Here is a 14,318-nt window from a genome sequence, read left to right as displayed (position 1 = left end):
GGTTCGGGTCGTTGTCCGGCTGCGGGGTCGTCGTGGCTGGTCGCGCCCACGCGGCGGAGCCGCACATGTCTCAGCCCCGCGCCCCTTCAGGGCGCGTTCTGGTGACCGTCCGGTTTGAAGTGCGGGCCAGTTCGGCCAACAACGCCGCGTCTGTCGGCGCTGCCGCGTTCGGGTCGTTGTTGAAGTAGGTGTAGACGTCGCTCGTGTCCGGCCAGGTGGTCGCGATGCGGTCGATCCACGTGGCCAGGGAGCGGCGGCCGTAGTGGGGCCAGGGGGTGGCCCGGCCCTCGTGGAAGCGGACGTAGCCCCAGTCGGTGGTGCGCCACAGGGGCGTGACCGGGCGGGACCGGACATCCGCCCAGCACAGGGCCGCGCGCCGGGACACGAGGACCTCGCGGACCTCGGGCGTCCACCAGGACGCGTGCCGGGGTTCCACGGCGACCCGGGTGCCCGGCGGGAAGCAGGCCAGGCAGGTGTCCAGGAGGGCCGGGTCGGCGCGCAGGGTCGGCGGCAGTTGCAGCAGGACCGGGCCGAGACGGTCGCCGAGTCCGGCCGCGTGGGTCATCAGGCGGGCGACCGGTTCCGCCGGATCGCGCAGGCGTTTGACGTGCGTCAGGTAGCGGCTCGCCTTCACCGCGACCGTGAAGTCCGGTGGGACGCGGTCCCGCCAGGCCGCGAAGGTCTCCCTGGCGGGCAGGCGGTAGAAGGCGTTGTTGACCTCGACCGTCGCGAAGGCGGCCGCGTAGTGCTCCAGCCAGAGCCGGACCGGCAGACCGGGCGGGTAGAGGGCCTCCCGCCAGTCCCGGTACTGCCAGCCCGACGTGCCGACGAACAGGGTCATACCCTCATGAAAACACCGTGCCGGGGATGACGGGCTACAGGTACAGCCCGGCCTCCGTGCCCGCCCGCGGCTCCGGCAGCGCGGTCGGCGAGGTGCCCCGGCGCAGGGCGTACAGCTCCGCCAGGGTGGCGCCCTCGCGGCCGACGCCCTCCTCGCCGCCGAGCCAGTCCACCGCCTCCCGCCGGGTGAGCGGGCCGACCTCGATGCGGGCCAGGCAGCGGCCGGGGCGGACCACGGCCGGGTGCAGCCGCTCCAGGTCCTCGTTGGTCGTGACGCCCACCAGGACGTTGCGGCCCTGGCCGAGGAGGCCGTCGGTGAGGTTCAGCAGGCGGGAGAGTGCCTGACCCGCCGTGTGCTTGGCCTCGCCGCGGATCAGTTCGTCGCAGTCCTCCAGCAGCAGCAGCCGCCAGCGGCCCTTGCCCGCCGCGTCCTCCTCGCCGATGGCGATGTCCATCAGATAGCCCACGTCGGAGAAGAGCCGCTCGGGGTCCAGCACGCAGTCCACCTGGCACCAGTCCCGCCAGGAACGGGCCAGCGTGCGCAGCGCCGAGGTCTTGCCGGTGCCCGGCGGACCGTGCAGGAGCAGCAGCCGGCCCGCGATGTCCTCGGGCGTCGTCTTCATCAGGCCGTCCATCGCCTCGGCGACCGGCGCCGTGTAGTTGGCCCGGACCTCGTCCCAGGTGCCCGCGGCGATCTGGCGGGTGGTGCGGTGCGGGCCGCGCCGCGGGGAGACGTACCAGAAGCCCATCGTCACGTTCTCCGGCTGCGGTTCGGGCTCGTCCGCCGCTCCGTCCGTCGCCTCGCCGAGCACCTTCTCGGCCAGGTCGGCGCTGGTCGCCGTCACCGTGACGTCGGCGCCCCGGTTCCAGCGCGAGATCAGCAGCGTCCAGCCGTCGCCCTCCGCCAGCGTCGCGCTGCGGTCGTCGTCGCGGGCGACCCGCAGCACGCGCGCGCCGGGCGGCAGCAGCGTGGCACCGGACCGTACGCGGTCGATGTTCGCCGCGTGCGAGTACGGCTGCTCACCCGTGGCGAAACGGCCGAGGAACAGCGCGTCGACGACATCGGACGGGGAGTCGCTGTCGTCCACGTTGAGCCGGATCGGCAGGACTTCGTGCGGGTTCACGGACATGCCGCCATGATCCGGCACCCGGCCGCCGCACGCACCCGCTTTCCCGGGCACACGCGTGGCACGGGCGCCCGGGGCGTCGGGCCCCGACGGCCGTTCAAACGCCTGATTTTCGTCCGAATTTGAACGAGTGTCAGCCAATTATTGACATGAGCACTTCCAGTCAACGCGCGTAGTCGCTACCACGGTTGTGGCAGCAATCCTGCTAAGGGAGGTTCCATGAGACGTTTCCGACTTGTCGGCTTCCTGAGTTCGCTCCTCCTCGCCGCCGGCGCCGCCCTCACCGGGGCCGCGACCGCCCAGGCGGCCCAACCCGCCGCAGCCGACGGCTATGTGGCCCTCGGCGACTCCTACTCCTCCGGGGTCGGATCGGGCAGCTACATCAGCTCCAGCGGCGACTGCAAGCGCAGCACGAAGTCCCACCCGTACCTGTACGCGGCCGCCCACTCGCCCTCCACGTTCGACTTCACCGCCTGTTCCGGCGCCCGTACGGGTGATGTTCTCTCCGGACAGCTCGGCCCGCTCAGCACCGGCACCGGCCTCGTCTCGATCAGCATCGGCGGCAACGACGCCGGGTTCGGCGACACCATGACGACCTGTGTGCTCCAGTCCGACAGCTCCTGCCTGTCGCGGATCGCCACCGCGGAGGCGTACGTCGACTCGACGCTGCCCGGCAAGCTCGACGGCGTCTACTCGGCGATCAGCGACAAGGCGCCGAACGCCCACGTCGTCGTCATCGGCTACCCGCGCTTCTACAAGCTCGGCACCACCTGCATCGGCCTGTCCGAGACCAAGCGGACGGCGATCAACAAGGCCTCCGACCACCTCAACACCGTCATCGCCCAGCGCGCCGCCGCCCACGGCTTCACCTTCGGCGACGTCCGCACCACCTTCACCGGCCACGAGCTGTGCTCCGGCAGCCCCTGGCTGCACAGCGTCAACTGGCTGAACATCGGCGAGTCGTACCACCCCACCGCGGCCGGCCAGTCCGGCGGCTACCTGCCGGTCCTCAACGGCGCCGCCTGACCCGAGGCGGAGGCAGAAGGAGGAGCGGAAGGAGAAGAGGAGGAGGCCCCGCCCGTCGGGGTCTCCGTCCCCGTCCCCGTCCCCGTCCCGGTCCCGGTCCCGGTCCCGGTCCCGCAGGTCACCGAGAACGCCACCGCGTTCGACGTGGCCCGCACCGGTGTCCGCACCTCCACGCGCACGGCGCTCTCGAACGCGCCGTCGTCGTCGTGCGTCGTCACCACCACGGTGTCCTGGCGCGAGCGGTCGCCGCCCGACGGGAAGGACAGCGTCCGCCAGCCCGGGTCGGAGACCGTCCCGTCCGCGGTCACCCAGCGGTAGCCGACCTCCGCGGGCAGCCGCCCCACCGTGAACGTCGCGGTGAAGACGGGCGCCCGGTCGTGCGGCGGCGGACAGACTCCCGCGTAGTGGGTGCGCGAGCCCGTCACGGACACCTTCACCGACTGCGGCGGGGGAGTGCTCCGACCGCTGCCGCTCGCGGACGACGCCGACGGGCTCGGCTCCCTTCCGTCCGTAGCCGTGGACGCGCCCCCCGGGTCCCGGCTCCCGCCCGAACCCTCCGTCCCGCCACCGCCGTCCGAGCGGTCCAGGAGCGAGTACGTCAGTCCGGCCAGCGCCAGGACCAGCACGGCCGCCCCCGCCACCAGCACGGCCCGCGCCCGCCGGTCCCGGCCCCCGGACGCGCCCGGCGCCGACGTGCTCCCGGTCGCGGGCACGGGCATCGGCGGCGTCGGCGCGGTGGGCGTCCCCGGCATCCCTGGCATGCCCGGTGGCCCCGGCGTCCCCGGCGCCACCGGGTGGGCCGCGACCGTCGGCGCGTACGAGCCGGACGGTGTCCCGCCCGCGCCCACCAGCCGCAACGCCCGCTCGGCCGCGTCCGCCGGGAGCCGCTCGGCCGGATCCTTGCGCAGCAGGCCCTCCACCACCGGCCCGAGCGCACCCGCCCGCCGCGGCGGCGGCAACTCCTCGTCCACGATCGCCCGCAGGGTGCTCAGGGGGGTGTCCTGGCGGAACGGCGAAACGCCCTCCACCGCCGCGTACAGCAGCACGCCCAGCGACCACAGGTCGGACGCGGGTCCCGGCGTGCGGCCCAGCGCCCGTTCCGGGGCGAGGAACTCGGGCGAGCCGACGACCTCGCCGGTCATGGTCAGCGCCTCGCTGCCCTCGACCCTGGCGATCCCGAAGTCGGTGAGCACCACCCGGCCGTCGTTCGCCAGCAGCACGTTGGCGGGCTTCACGTCCCGGTGCAGCACCCCAGCGGCGTGCGCGGCCCGCAGCGCGGCCAGCACCTCGGCGCCGGTCAGCGCGGCCCGGCGGGGCTCCAACGGGCCCTCGGCCTCCAGCAGATCGGCCAGGGACAGCCCGCGCACCAGCTCCATCACGATCCACGGCCGACCCCCGTCGGTGGCCACGTCGTACACCGTGACCACGTTGGGGTGGGAGATCCGGGCGGCGGCCCACGCCTCGCGCTCCAGCCGGGCGTACATCCGCCCGACCTCGGCCTGCGGCAGTCCCGCGGGGGCGCGCACCTCCTTGACGGCCACCTCGCGCCGCAGCACCTCGTCGCGGGCGCGCCACACGGTGCCCATGCCGCCCTCGCCGAGCGGGGACAGGAGACGGTAGCGGCCGGCGATCACACGCTCACCGTCGGGTTCTCCGGACACGGTCGCCCCCTATGACGTCGCGCGCGGACCCTTCACAAAGTAGCCCAACCCGGTTCGGATGCCGCCCTCCTGACGCCGATCCGGCTCGCGGACTGGCGTTTTCGGGCGGCCCGTCCGTAACCCATGCGACGGGCGGGCCACCGCGCGCCCGGTGGGGACGTCGACGGGCCGGACGGCCCGCGGAGAGGGGGCCCGGGTGGAGGCGGACGAGCTGCTGGTGCTGGTCGCGGGCGGCGACCAGAAGGCCTTCGAGGAGCTGTACGGACTGGTGTCGGGGCCGGTGTTCGGACTCGTGCGGCGCGTGGTGCGCGACCCCGCCCAGTCGGAGGAGGTGGCGCAGGAGGTACTGCTCGAACTCTGGCGGTCCGCGGCGCGGTTCGACCCCCGCCGGGGCAGCGCCCTGTCGTGGATCCTCACCGTCGCCCACCGCCGCGCCGTCGACCGGGTGCGCAGCGCCCGCGCGGCCGGCGAACGCGAACGGCGCGCGGCCCGCCGCGCCCACCAGCCCGCCTTCGACCAGGTCGCGGAGGAGGTCGAGGCGGGGCTCGAACGCGAATGGGTGCGGCGCTGTCTCGACCGGTTGACCGCGCTGCAGCGCCAGTCGGTCACCCTCGCCTACTACGACGGCTACACCTACCGGGAGGTGGCCGAGCGCCTCCGCCTTCCGCTGGGCACGGTGAAGACCCGGATGCGGGACGGGCTGGGCCGCCTGCGCGACTGCCTGGGAGGCGTCGCATGAGCCCCTTCGGCCGGCTGCCGGGCCGCCGCCCCCGCGCCCTGCACTCACTCGCCGCCCCCTACGCCCTGGACGCCCTGGCGGGCACCGAACGGGTCCGCTTCGAACGGCACCTGGAGGGCTGCGGCCGCTGCGCCGCCGAGGTGCGGGCGCTGTCCGAGGACGCCGTCCGGCTGGCCTGGTCCACGGCCGCCCCGGCGCCGCACGCGCTGCGCGAGCGGGTCCTGGCCGCCGTACGCACCACCGCGCAGGAGCCCGCGCCCTCCGGCGGGCCCGCGCCCGCGCGCTCCCGGCCGCACCGCCCGCTGTTCGTGCCGTTCGCCACCGTGACGGCCGCCGCGGCGCTCGTGGTCGCCGCGCTCTTCGCCGTACGGGCCCACCACGTCCAGGCCGAGCTGGACACCGCACGGGACCGGACACGTGAGATCGCCCACGTTCTCGCCGCTCCGGACGCCCGCGCGGCGCGCGGCGGCGACGCACACGGCCGCGGAGTCGCGGTGGTCGCCTCCGTGTCCAGGGGGCGCGCGGTGGTGACCCTGAGCGGGTACGGCGAGCCGCCGGGCGACCGCGTGCACCAACTGTGGCTGATGCGCCCCGGCGCCGAGCCGCGCTCCCTCGGGCTCTTCGACGGCGACACGCCCCTGGTCGCCGCCGGCCTCGGCCGCTCCGCGACGTCACTCGCGGTGACGGTCGAACCAGACGGGGGGTCGGATCTGCCGACCAGTGAGCCGGTCGTCCAACTCGGCCTGGAATCTGTTGGATTCGGAGAGTAATCGTCAACCCCCTTACGGGGAAGGTGAATCCTGTGACCGCGATACACGCATGCCGTACCGGGGCGATAGGGTTACCCTGCCCGGGCCGGGTGGACTCGTACGGGTGGGGAGTGACATGGAACAGATAACAGTGCGCAGCAGGGCAAGGGTCCCTGCCATCACCTGCGGAAGCAGCGCGACCAGCTCGCGCCTCGACCGTCATCTCGCGGTGCTCGGCGGGCCTGCCCTGCCGCCGCGGGAGACCGTGGAGGCGACGTCGCTGATGCGTGAGCTGACCGCGCGTGAGCCCGCGCACAAGCGCAGCAACCGGGGCGCCAGGGTGCGCCGGGTCTCGCTGTTCGCGCCACTGCGCCGACTGCGCCGCTCGCTGTTCGGCGGCAACTGAGGCCCGCGCTCCGGGGGTCACACCTCCCGGCGCGGCGCCGCGGCACCCGTCCGTCATCCCCACGGCACGCAGCGGCGCCCCGGTGTGCTCCCGGGCACGGGTCGTCCCCGGTGGACCCGGCTCCGTACGTCCGTCCCGTACCCGTCCGCACGTTCCCGCACCGCGGCCCTCTCCCGCCGTCTCCCCACCGGCGGTGACGCGCCCCGGCTCGTTCAGCGGCCCCCGTGCGCGTACCGGCGCACCGCGAGCGGGACGAAGACCGCCAGCAGCACCGCGCACCAGGCCAGCGACCTGGCGACGGGATGCGTCACCGGCCAGGCCGCGTCCTGCGGCACCGGCGCGTTGCCGAAGAGGTCCCGCAGCGCCGTGGTCACCGCGCTGATCGGGTTCCACTCCGCGACCGTGCGCAGCCAGCCCGGCAGTCCGTCGGTCGGGATGTACGCGTTGGACAGCAGCGGCAGGACGAAGGTCGCGCCGCCCAGCTGACCGGCGGCCTCCTCGTTGCGGGTGAGCAGCCCCAGGAAGATCCCGATCCACGTCGTCGCGAACCGGAACAGCAGCAACAGTCCCACCGCGCCCGCCGCGCCGAGCGCACCGCCCTCCACCCGCCAGCCCACCGCGAGCCCGACGAGCAGCACGGGCACCGTCCCGGCGGCCGTCACGAGCACGTCGGCGACGGACTGTCCCAGCGGTACGGCGGCCCGGCTCACCGGCAGCGTGCGCAGGCGGTCCGTCACCCCCCGGTGGGTGTCCTGGGCGGCCTGGAACATGCCGGTCATGATGCCGTTGGCCGCCGTGGCGACCAGCAGTCCGGGCACCAGGAACGCCCGGTACTCCTCGCCGGGCATCGCCAGCGCGCTGCCGAAGACGTAGCCGAAGAACAGCAGCATCGTGATCGGCATCGTCTGGGTGAGGATCAGCAGACCCGGATTGTTCCGGACCCGCCGCAACTGGCGGCCCAGCATGGCCGCCCCGTCGTACGCCAGGCCGTGCGCCGAGCCGTACGGCCCCGTCGTCGCCGTGCTCATGCCGCCAGCTCCCTGCCGTCGTTGCTGCCGTTGCCGTTGCCGTTGCCGTTGCCGTTGCCGTCGTCGCTCCCGTTGCCGTCGGTCAGGCGGAGGAAGACGTCGTCGAGGGTCGGCGGCCGCAGGCTCGCGTCCACCAGAGGGACCCCCGCCGCGTCCAGTTCGCGCACCAGGCGGGGCAGGGTCAGCGTCGGATCGGTGCTGACGGCGCCGACGGTGCGCCGCTCGTGGTCGAGGGCCGGCGCGGCCCCGGTCACCCGGTCCAGGACCGCCGCCGCCCGCGCCAGGGCGTCCCGGTCCGCGACGACGGCCTCCGCGTACGCGCCCACCAGTGCCTTGAGTTCGGCCGGTGACCCGGTGTGCGCCACCCGGCCGCGGTCCACCAGGGCGATGTCGTCGGCCAGGCGGTCGGCCTCCTCCAGGTACTGCGTGGTGAGCAGCACGGTGGTGCCGTCCGCCTTCAGGGCGCGCACGGCGTCCCAGATCCGGTTGCGGCTGGCCGGGTCGAGCCCGGTGGTCGGTTCGTCCAGGAAGAGCACGTCGGGGCGGCGGACCAGGCTCGCGGCCAGGTCGAGACGGCGCCGCATGCCGCCGGACAGGGTGGCGGCGGGCCGGTCGGCGGCGTCGGTCAAGCCGAAGCGGTCCAGCAGCGCGTCGGTCCGCGCCGCCGCGTCCCGCACCCGGTGCAGCCGGGCGAAGAGCCGCAGGTTCTGCCGTCCGGTGAGGTCCCCGTCCACCGACGCGTACTGCCCGGTCACCCCGATCCGGCGCCGGACCGCGGCCGCCTCGCGCACCAGGTCGTGCCCGGCGACCCGCGCGGACCCCGCGTCCGGGCGCAGCAGCGTCGTCAGCAGCCGGACGGCCGTGGTCTTGCCGGCCCCGTTCGGCCCGAGCAGCCCGCAGACCGTGCCCTCGGCCACCGCGAGATCCAGGCCGCGCAGCGCGTGCACGGTGCCGAAGCGCTTCTCCAGACCCTCACTAAGTACAGCGTACGTAGTAGTCATGGGTCGACCATAGCGCACTACGTACGTTGTACGTAACTAGGATGGTGGCCGAGGTGATGCACGATGGCGGGCCGAGCGGCCGTACCCGAAGTGATCTGGTCGCGCCCCGAGCGCACCGGCCGGGGGCCGAGACCGGCCTACACCCGCGCCGACATCGCCGCGGCCGCGGTGCGGATCGCCGACGCCGAGGGGCTGGACGCGGTCACGATGCGCCGTGTCGCCGGTGAGCTGGGCTGCGGCACCATGTCGCTGTACAACTACGTCCCCCGCAAGGAGGACCTGTACGAGCTGATGATGGACGCGGTCAGCGGCGAGCACGAGCTGTGGGAGCCCAGCGGCGACTGGCGGGCGGACATGATCCGGGTGGCCCACCAGACCCGCGCCCTGATGCACCGCCACACCTGGCTGCCCCGCCTGATGTCCCCCGTCTACGGCTTCAGCCCCAACGCGCTGCGCTACCTGGAGCACTGCCTGTCCTGCCTCGACCCCTTCCAGGCGCCCTACGGCACCAAGATGGAGCTGGTCGCGATGGTCAACGGCGTGGTGACGACGTACGTCGGCAACGAGATCGCCACCGCCGAGCGCACCCGCTCGCTGCCCTGGTCCGCCGACGAGGAGAACGCGGCGCGCATCGCCTACCTCGGCCGGCAGGTCGCGAGCGGCGCCTACCCGCGGCTGGCGGCGTCCTTCGCCGAGGACGCGGGCCCGATCGACCTGGAGGGAGTCTTCGAGCGGGCGCTGACGCGGGTGCTGGACGGGTTCGGCTGAGCCGGGGCCGCGGTTCCGCAGGGGGTCACAGCAGCGCCAGCTGCCCCTCCGGCCCCTCCTCCCGCTCGTCCAGGACGGAGGCCGGCCGGCGGGCCGACGCAGGCGCCGGCAGGACGCCCGCCTCGCGCAGCTCGCCCGCGGTGATCCCGTCCGTCACCGCCAACTCCCGGCACGCTCCGAGTACTTCGGCCAGCAGCGCGAGGACCGTGATCAGCTCCAGCAGCTCGGACGTCCAGGCCTGCGGCCAGCCGGCCGGGCGGATCGCCGCCAGGGTGCCCGGCTCGCCCCCGGCCGTGCGGGCCGCGAACCACTGCTCCAGCACCCGCACCCCGCCCACCTCGAAGTCCCAGGCACCGGGCGGTACGGGGGAGACGCGGCCCTCGTCCAGCAAGAGGGCCTCCTCCTCCCGGTCGTAGCGCAGGGTCAGCGGGCGCGGGGGCAGCGGGGCACGGACGTACGGGCGGCGGCCGCCGGGCAGCTTGGGGCGCTCTCCGTCCCGGCGCATCAGCCACAGGGCGCGCCGGCCCAGTTCGACCCCGCGCTCCCACAGCGCGGCGTCCGCGGTGAGCGGGACCAGCGAACCGGGCCGCACCGCCGCCACCGACCAGGCCAGCACGTCCAGCGGGCCGGGGCGCAGGCCGAGGCGGGCGGTCAGGTGGTCCAGGAGGCCCGGCGCGAGGTTGGGCTCCGTGCCGCCGGGGCGGCGGTACAGCGGCCGGATCCGGGCCGGGCCGGACAGCGGCAGCAACGAGGTCGCCAGGAGCAGCGGCGGACCGGCGGCGTCGGGCACCTCCACGGCGAACACCTGCCGCTCGTCCGCCACCCGCCACAGCTCCGGACGGGCCGCGTCGATCAGCCGGTGGTCGGGGATCAGCCACTGCTCGTCGAACGGCGCCCGCAGCACCCGGACCGGCTCGGGACAGGGGCCCGCGGCGCGCGCCAGCCGCTCGGTGCCCCCGGCGCCGCCCGGCAGCCGTCCGACCGCCGAGTGCGGTGTGCGCGAGCGGCTCGGCTCGAACAGGGCCGCCCGGTCGGGGCCCTCGGCCTTCAGCAGGGCGTCCCAGCGGGCCTTGAGGGACGCCGCGTCGGGAGCCGTCGGCCACCCCCGGCCGAGCCGCGGCGGTGCGACGGACCACGGCATGAGGTCCGCCAGCGGCGGGGCGTCGTCGTGCGTCACGCCGGGCATCGTACGACGGGGCGCCGCGGCCTCACGTGGCATCCAGGGTGACCGTGAAGGAGAACCGGTCGCCCCGGTAGTGGATGACGGCCACGTCGAGCACCCGGCCCGCGGTGTCGTAGGTGATGCCCGTGTAGTGCAGGATCGGGCTGAGCAGCGGGACTTCGAGCAGCCGCGCCGTCTCCGGGTCCGCGAGCCGGGCCTCGACGGTGTCCGTGATCCGGCTGATGTCCACGCCCACCACGTCCCGCAGCACCTTCGTCATCGGCCAGCGGGCGAGGTCGTCCGGGTCGATGCACCCGGCCAGTTCGGGCCGGACGTAGTTGCGGGCGTGGTTGGTCGGCTCACCCGTCTTCTCGTCGCAGCGCAGCCGGTGGTACGTCGCCACCTCGGGCAGCCGCGGGAAGAACTCGGCGAGTTCGGAGGGCACGGGAGCGGTGCCGTGGCCCAGCAGCTCGGCCTTCATGCCGGACTGCTGCGCCACGATCGCGTCCACCGAGCCGAGCAGCCGCACCGGGGCGCCCCGCCGGGCGTGCGGCTCGATGAACGTGCCCCGCCGGCGGTGGCGGGTGATCAGGCCCTCGTCCTCCAGCTCCTTCAGCGCCTGCCGCATGGTCAGCACACTCACCCCGTAGTGCAGGGCCAACTGCTCCTCGGTGGGCAGCCGCAGCGGGTCCCGCGGCGAGCGGCCGAGTATCGAGGCGCGCAGCGACTGCGACACCTGGTACCAGAGCGGCAGCTTGCGGTTCAGGACGATGGAGTCCGGGGCGAAGGAGGTCACGGGCCATCCGTACCGGTAGGGAATGCTCAGTGCAAGGGGCGGAAGTGCCGCTCCAGGCCCTGCCAGACGTCGTCGTAGCGGGGCTGCAGGTGCTCGGCGCGGGCGGCGTGGGGGGTGAGGGTCACCGGCCACCGGGTCTCGAACATGAACGCCAGCCCGTCGTCGATCCGCTGCGGCTTCAGCTCGGCCGCGCTCGCCCGGTCGAAGGTCTCCCGGTCCGGGCCATGCGCCGACATCATGTTGTGCAGCGAGCCGCCGCCCGGCACGAAGCCCTCCGCCTTGGCGTCGTAGGCGCCCTCGATCAGGCCCATGTACTCGCTCATCACGTTCCGGTGGAAGTAGGGCGGCCGGAAGGTGTCCTCGCCCACCAGCCAGCGCGGCGCGAACACCACGAAGTCCACGCCCGCCAGACCCGGCGTGTCCGAGGGGGAGGTGAGCACCGTGAAGATCGACGGATCGGGGTGGTCGTACGAGATGGTGCCGATGACGTTGAAACGGCGCAGGTCGTAGACGTACGGCACGTGGTTGCCGTGCCAGGCGACGACGTCGAGCGGGGAGTGGTCGTACTCGGCGGTCCAGAGGTTGCCGCAGAACTTGTTGACCACCTCCACCGGGCCGTCGTGCTCCTCGTACGCCGCGACCGGCGCCCGGAAGTCCCGGGCGTTGGCCAGGCCGTTGGCGCCGATCGGGCCGAGGTCGGGGAGTTGGAACGGGGTGCCGTAGTTCTCGCCTACGTACCCGCGGGCGTCCCCGTCCAGCAGCTCCACGCGGAAGCGGACCCCGCGCGGGATCAGCGCCACGTGGCCCGGCTCGGCGTGCAGCAGCCCGAACTCGGTGCGCAGCAGCAGCCCGCCGCGCTCCGGGACGATCAGCAGCTCCCCGTCCGCGTCGCTGAAGACCCGCTCCATGGACGCCGTCGCGTGGTAGAGGTGCACGGCCATGCCGGTGCGCTGGGTCGCGTCGCCGTTGCCGCCGAGCGTCCACAGGCTCGCGACGAAGTCCGTGGCGGGCCCGGGCGCCGGCAGCGGGTTCCACCGCAGGCGGTTGGGGTCCGGCACGGCCTGGTTGAACGGCGCCGTGCGGATCGTTCCGTTGCCCGAACGGGTGAACGCCGGGTGCGCGGCCGACGGACGGATCCGGTACAGCCACGAGCGCCGGTTGTGCGCCCTCGGCTCGGTGAACGCCGTGCCGCTCAGCTGCTCCGCGTACAGGCCCAGCGGTGCCCGCTGCGGAGAGTTCCGGCCCTCGGGCAGCGCGCCCGCCACGGCCTCCGAGCTGTGCTCGTTCCCGAAACCGGACAGATAGGCCAGTCCCTCCGCGGTCTTCCGCGCGTCCCCGCTCATTGATCGCTCCCTCGCAACCCGACGACTGATTCCGGTCCGATTCCTATGGCACACCGTAGGATTGCGGTTTCCCGTGCGCAAGAGGGCGTGATCGGACGTGGCGCAAGAGGACTTCCCCGCACCGCCCCTTCCTGGTCGTCCGTCGTGAGGATGACCGGAACCAGACCCCCGGGGGATCCGGAGCGTCGGACCCGTGTTCTAGTCTCGCGTCATGTCGTGGACGCGGGGAGTGCTCGCCGTGCTCGCGGTCTGTGTCCTGCTGTTGACCGGATCGGCGGGCTGCGGCTCGGATGACGTGGGTGAACCGGAGGCCGGGGATTCGGTCACACCGGTGGGCAAGCTGCTCGACGCCACCGACGAGGAGGGCCGGCGCTACCGCGAGGTGGACGCCGAACACGCCCCCGACGTCGGGATCGAGGTGCAGCCCGAGGCCGACGACAGCTGGGACGTCCGCCTGACCGTCCGCGACTTCCGGTTCTCGCCGGCCGGCACGCAGGCCAAGGCGGTGGCCGGCCGCGGTGTCGCCCACCTCTTCCTCGACGGCGACCTCCTCACCCGCCTGCGCGGCCCCCGCTACCGCCTCCCCGCCGACCTGGTCCCGCGCGGCACGCACCAGGTCACGGTCCGCCTGTACGCCGACGACGACACCGTCTGGGCCGTCGACGGCGAGCCCGTCGAGAGCACGGCGGACATCACGGCGTCGGACACCGGGCCGACCGGGGCGACGCGGCCGGAGGAGATCGAGGACCGGACGGCCACCGCACCGGCGGCGGACCGGTGAGTGCGGCCGCCGTGCTCTCCGGCTGCCGCCGAGGGACGGGGCCGGGGCCCGCCGGGCGCCGCCGAGGGCCTGGTCCTGGCGGGGCGAGCGGCCGTACCGGAGGTCACGGTTCACCCGGCCGGCCCCGCAGGGCATCATGAGGACCGTGTCCCACGCGACCCCGCTCCGCCGCGCCCCCGTGCAGCGACGCAGCGCCGAACGGCTGACCCGGATCCTCGACGCCTGCGCCGACCTCCTCGACGAGGTGGGCTACGACGCCCTGAGCACCCGGGCCGTGGCGCAGCGCGCGGACGTCCCCATCGGGTCCGTGTACCGCTTCTTCGGCAACAAGCGGCAGATGGCCGACGCCCTGGCCCAGCGCAACCTGGAGCGCTACGCCGAGCGCGTGACCGAGCGGCTGACGGAGACGGACTCGGGGCCGGACGGCGGCGGCTGGCGCGGTGCGCTGGACGCCGTGCTCGACGAGTACCTGGCGATGAAGCGGACCGCGCCCGGCTTCTCCCTGATCGACTTCGGCAACCAGATCCCGGTCGGCGACCGCCACGCCGTCCCCAACCACCGCGTCGCCGAGCGGCTCACCGAACTGCTCTCCGGCTATCTGGGCCGCCGCCCCGACGACGACCTGCGCCGCGTCTTCCTCGTCGCCGTGGAGACCGCCGACACCCTCGTGCAACTCGCCTTCCGGGTCGCACCGGACGGGGACGAGAAGATCATCGAGGAGGCCCGGGAGCTGCTGCGGGCGTATCTGGGGCGGGTGCTGGACTGACGGTCCGGCGGGGCCCTGGACCGACGGACCGGCGTCCACCGCTCCACAGCCGTTCACGCGGCGGTCGGTTCAAGGCCTCCCCAACATGCCTACCGGTCGGTATGCTCGCCGGGCAGAGAGCGCCC

Annotated in this window: 15 protein-coding genes; 7 read left to right on the top strand and 8 right to left on the bottom strand. The window is 74.1% G+C overall.

Features of this window, described 5'->3' with window-relative positions; genetic code table 11:
• Positions 1-70 precede the first annotated feature (70 nt).
• Together K7854_RS29785 and K7854_RS29780 are read right to left on the bottom strand one after the other, a co-directional pair.
• Positions 71-841: a DUF72 domain-containing protein gene (locus K7854_RS29785; RefSeq protein WP_226029657.1), complete on the bottom strand. Its 771-nt coding sequence runs from the start codon at positions 839-841 to the stop codon at positions 71-73.
• A 34-nt stretch (positions 842-875) separates the two neighbouring features.
• Positions 876-1,970 (bottom strand): DUF5925 domain-containing protein, encoded by a 1,095-nt coding sequence (locus K7854_RS29780; RefSeq protein WP_226029656.1) that lies wholly within the window; start codon positions 1,968-1,970, stop codon positions 876-878.
• Between the two features lie 216 nt (positions 1,971-2,186).
• Between K7854_RS29780 and K7854_RS29775 the strand changes: the two genes are divergently transcribed.
• Positions 2,187-2,993: an SGNH family lipase gene (locus K7854_RS29775; protein ID WP_226029655.1), complete on the top strand. Its 807-nt coding sequence runs from the start codon at positions 2,187-2,189 to the stop codon at positions 2,991-2,993.
• Here K7854_RS29775 and K7854_RS29770 read toward each other — a convergent pair.
• Positions 2,963-4,654, bottom strand: a complete 1,692-nt coding sequence (locus K7854_RS29770; RefSeq protein WP_226029654.1) for a serine/threonine-protein kinase — start codon at positions 4,652-4,654, stop codon at positions 2,963-2,965. The two genes, K7854_RS29775 and K7854_RS29770, sit on opposite strands and share 31 nt — an antisense overlap.
• 196 nt (positions 4,655-4,850) lie before the next feature.
• Here K7854_RS29770 and K7854_RS29765 point away from each other — a divergent pair, with 196 nt between their 5' ends.
• From K7854_RS29765 to K7854_RS29755, 3 genes are all read left to right on the top strand, one after another.
• Positions 4,851-5,393, top strand: coding sequence for a sigma-70 family RNA polymerase sigma factor (locus K7854_RS29765; protein ID WP_226029661.1), 543 nt, complete (start codon positions 4,851-4,853; stop codon positions 5,391-5,393).
• The gene (locus K7854_RS29760) at positions 5,390-6,163 is read left to right on the top strand and encodes an anti-sigma factor (protein WP_226029653.1); all 774 of its coding nucleotides are present in this window, start codon (positions 5,390-5,392) and stop codon (positions 6,161-6,163) included. The genes K7854_RS29765 and K7854_RS29760 overlap by 4 nt, the downstream gene beginning before the upstream one ends.
• Positions 6,164-6,278: 115 nt before the next feature.
• Positions 6,279-6,548, top strand: a complete 270-nt coding sequence (locus K7854_RS29755) for a hypothetical protein (RefSeq protein ID WP_003977105.1) — start codon at positions 6,279-6,281, stop codon at positions 6,546-6,548.
• A gap of 212 nt (positions 6,549-6,760) precedes the next feature.
• Here the strand turns inward: K7854_RS29755 and K7854_RS29750 are convergent, their stop codons facing one another.
• Both K7854_RS29750 and K7854_RS29745 read right to left on the bottom strand, forming a co-directional pair.
• Positions 6,761-7,576 (bottom strand): ABC transporter permease, encoded by an 816-nt coding sequence (locus tag K7854_RS29750; protein WP_226029652.1) that lies wholly within the window; start codon positions 7,574-7,576, stop codon positions 6,761-6,763.
• Positions 7,573-8,577: an ATP-binding cassette domain-containing protein gene (locus K7854_RS29745; RefSeq protein ID WP_226029651.1), complete on the bottom strand. Its 1,005-nt coding sequence runs from the start codon at positions 8,575-8,577 to the stop codon at positions 7,573-7,575. The genes K7854_RS29750 and K7854_RS29745 overlap by 4 nt, the downstream gene beginning before the upstream one ends.
• Positions 8,578-8,640: 63 nt before the next feature.
• Here K7854_RS29745 and K7854_RS29740 point away from each other — a divergent pair, with 63 nt between their 5' ends.
• Entirely contained in the window at positions 8,641-9,345 is a 705-nt protein-coding gene (locus K7854_RS29740; protein ID WP_226029650.1) for a TetR/AcrR family transcriptional regulator, read from the top strand.
• A gap of 25 nt (positions 9,346-9,370) precedes the next feature.
• On the opposite strand, the gene K7854_RS29735 is transcribed toward K7854_RS29740, so the two are convergent.
• From K7854_RS29735 to hmgA, 3 genes are read right to left on the bottom strand one after another with little or no spacing between them, the layout of a single operon-like run.
• A complete protein-coding gene (locus tag K7854_RS29735) occupies positions 9,371-10,531 on the bottom strand; it encodes a type ISP restriction/modification enzyme (RefSeq protein ID WP_226029649.1) in 1,161 nt (386 codons plus the stop codon).
• A 22-nt stretch (positions 10,532-10,553) separates the two neighbouring features.
• Positions 10,554-11,303, bottom strand: a complete 750-nt coding sequence (locus K7854_RS29730; protein ID WP_226029648.1) for a GntR family transcriptional regulator — start codon at positions 11,301-11,303, stop codon at positions 10,554-10,556.
• Positions 11,304-11,329: 26 nt separating this feature from the next.
• Complete coding sequence (hmgA, locus tag K7854_RS29725) at positions 11,330-12,646, bottom strand: homogentisate 1,2-dioxygenase (protein ID WP_226029647.1); 1,317 nt, start codon at positions 12,644-12,646, stop codon at positions 11,330-11,332.
• A gap of 211 nt (positions 12,647-12,857) precedes the next feature.
• On the opposite strand from hmgA, the gene K7854_RS29720 reads away from it, so the two are divergent.
• Both K7854_RS29720 and K7854_RS29715 read left to right on the top strand, forming a co-directional pair.
• Positions 12,858-13,427, top strand: a complete 570-nt coding sequence (locus tag K7854_RS29720) for a hypothetical protein (RefSeq protein ID WP_226029646.1) — start codon at positions 12,858-12,860, stop codon at positions 13,425-13,427.
• Between the two features lie 136 nt (positions 13,428-13,563).
• A complete protein-coding gene (locus K7854_RS29715; protein ID WP_226029645.1) occupies positions 13,564-14,193 on the top strand; it encodes a TetR/AcrR family transcriptional regulator in 630 nt (209 codons plus the stop codon).
• Positions 14,194-14,318: the final 125 nt, after the last annotated feature.

The organism is Streptomyces hyderabadensis (genome assembly GCF_020404845.1).
In the GTDB taxonomy this organism is placed as follows: domain Bacteria; phylum Actinomycetota; class Actinomycetes; order Streptomycetales; family Streptomycetaceae; genus Streptomyces; species Streptomyces hyderabadensis.
This window is presented reverse-complemented; position numbering and strand designations above follow the sequence as displayed.

Bases quoted from the DNA above. Each gene is read 5' to 3' on its own strand.
- K7854_RS29785 (WP_226029657.1), bottom strand. From the start codon at position 841: ATGACCCTGTTCGTCGGCACGTCGGGCTGGCAGTACCGGGACTGGCGG.
- K7854_RS29780 (WP_226029656.1), bottom strand. From the start codon at position 1,970: ATGTCCGTGAACCCGCACGAAGTCCTGCCGATCCGGCTCAACGTGGAC.
- K7854_RS29775 (WP_226029655.1), top strand. From the start codon at position 2,187: ATGAGACGTTTCCGACTTGTCGGCTTCCTGAGTTCGCTCCTCCTCGCC.
- K7854_RS29760 (WP_226029653.1), top strand. From the start codon at position 5,390: ATGAGCCCCTTCGGCCGGCTGCCGGGCCGCCGCCCCCGCGCCCTGCAC.
- K7854_RS29755 (WP_003977105.1), top strand. From the start codon at position 6,279: ATGGAACAGATAACAGTGCGCAGCAGGGCAAGGGTCCCTGCCATCACC.
- K7854_RS29750 (WP_226029652.1), bottom strand. From the start codon at position 7,576: ATGAGCACGGCGACGACGGGGCCGTACGGCTCGGCGCACGGCCTGGCG.
- K7854_RS29745 (WP_226029651.1), bottom strand. From the start codon at position 8,577: ATGACTACTACGTACGCTGTACTTAGTGAGGGTCTGGAGAAGCGCTTC.
- K7854_RS29740 (WP_226029650.1), top strand. From the start codon at position 8,641: ATGGCGGGCCGAGCGGCCGTACCCGAAGTGATCTGGTCGCGCCCCGAG.
- K7854_RS29735 (WP_226029649.1), bottom strand. From the start codon at position 10,531: ATGCCCGGCGTGACGCACGACGACGCCCCGCCGCTGGCGGACCTCATG.
- hmgA (WP_226029647.1), bottom strand. From the start codon at position 12,646: ATGAGCGGGGACGCGCGGAAGACCGCGGAGGGACTGGCCTATCTGTCC.
- K7854_RS29720 (WP_226029646.1), top strand. From the start codon at position 12,858: ATGTCGTGGACGCGGGGAGTGCTCGCCGTGCTCGCGGTCTGTGTCCTG.
- K7854_RS29715 (WP_226029645.1), top strand. From the start codon at position 13,564: ATGAGGACCGTGTCCCACGCGACCCCGCTCCGCCGCGCCCCCGTGCAG.